Source organism: Treponema sp. R6D11, assembly GCF_054786075.1.
Genome location: NZ_BDHD01000599.1, coordinates 1 through 725, shown reverse-complemented (window position 1 = coordinate 725; position 725 = coordinate 1). Strand labels below are relative to the sequence as shown.

The 725-nt window shown below is 29.1% G+C and carries 2 protein-coding genes; one reads left to right on the top strand and one right to left on the bottom strand.

The genetic code is table 11. The annotated features are described in order from the left end of the window. The coding region (locus tag ACYVTD_RS14950; protein WP_461248506.1) for a restriction endonuclease subunit S domain-containing protein at positions 1-377 on the top strand (377 nt) is incomplete at its 5' end. Between the two features lie 132 nt (positions 378-509). Here ACYVTD_RS14950 and ACYVTD_RS14945 read toward each other — a convergent pair. Further along, the coding region (locus ACYVTD_RS14945; RefSeq protein WP_461248505.1) for a PIN domain-containing protein at positions 510-725 on the bottom strand (216 nt) is incomplete at its 5' end.

The following is a 725-nucleotide window of genomic DNA, read 5'->3' as shown; positions in this document are numbered from 1 at the left end:
ATATTATACTGGCACGTTCTGGAGAAGGAACGATTGGTAAAGTTGCTATTATAGATGATGCTAGTATTGAGGGAATTTTTGCTGACTTTACAATGAGAATAAGATTAAAAAATTGTAATCCTAAATTTGCTTATTATTATTTTAGGACAGATTATTTTCAATACCTTATAGAAATAAACAAAAAAGGTCTAGGTAATAATACAAATATATTTCCAACCCAATTACAAGAATTCCCGATGTTAGATATTTCGATTAAAGAACAAGATAAAATAGTAGAAAATATTGAAACTGAAATAGAAAAACAAAACTATATAAAAAAACAAATTGAGACGGAAAGAAAAAAGATAGATGATATAATTTTGAATTCGATTAAATAATAACAAGCTGTATGCCCAAAAGCATACTTGAGGGGTGGCGAAAAAAATGACTCGACGGTGAGTCGAGGCGTTTTTTTCGGACAGGACCCCAAGTAAAATTCTTGGGCATACAACTTTTAGACAATTTACAAATTACCAGATTAATTTTAATCCATCTTTTTTGTATTGTTCAAATAATTTGTCTTTACTTATCATGGTCATATTTTTAGTTATTGCCTGCCATATTAACATTCTATCAAACGGGTCTTTATGATTTTTTTTCAGCGGCAGTTTATGAAATGTTATAGTTTCATTTTCTTGCATATCCATTATTGTAAAACCCATATTTTTGGCATATCTGGGAAAATC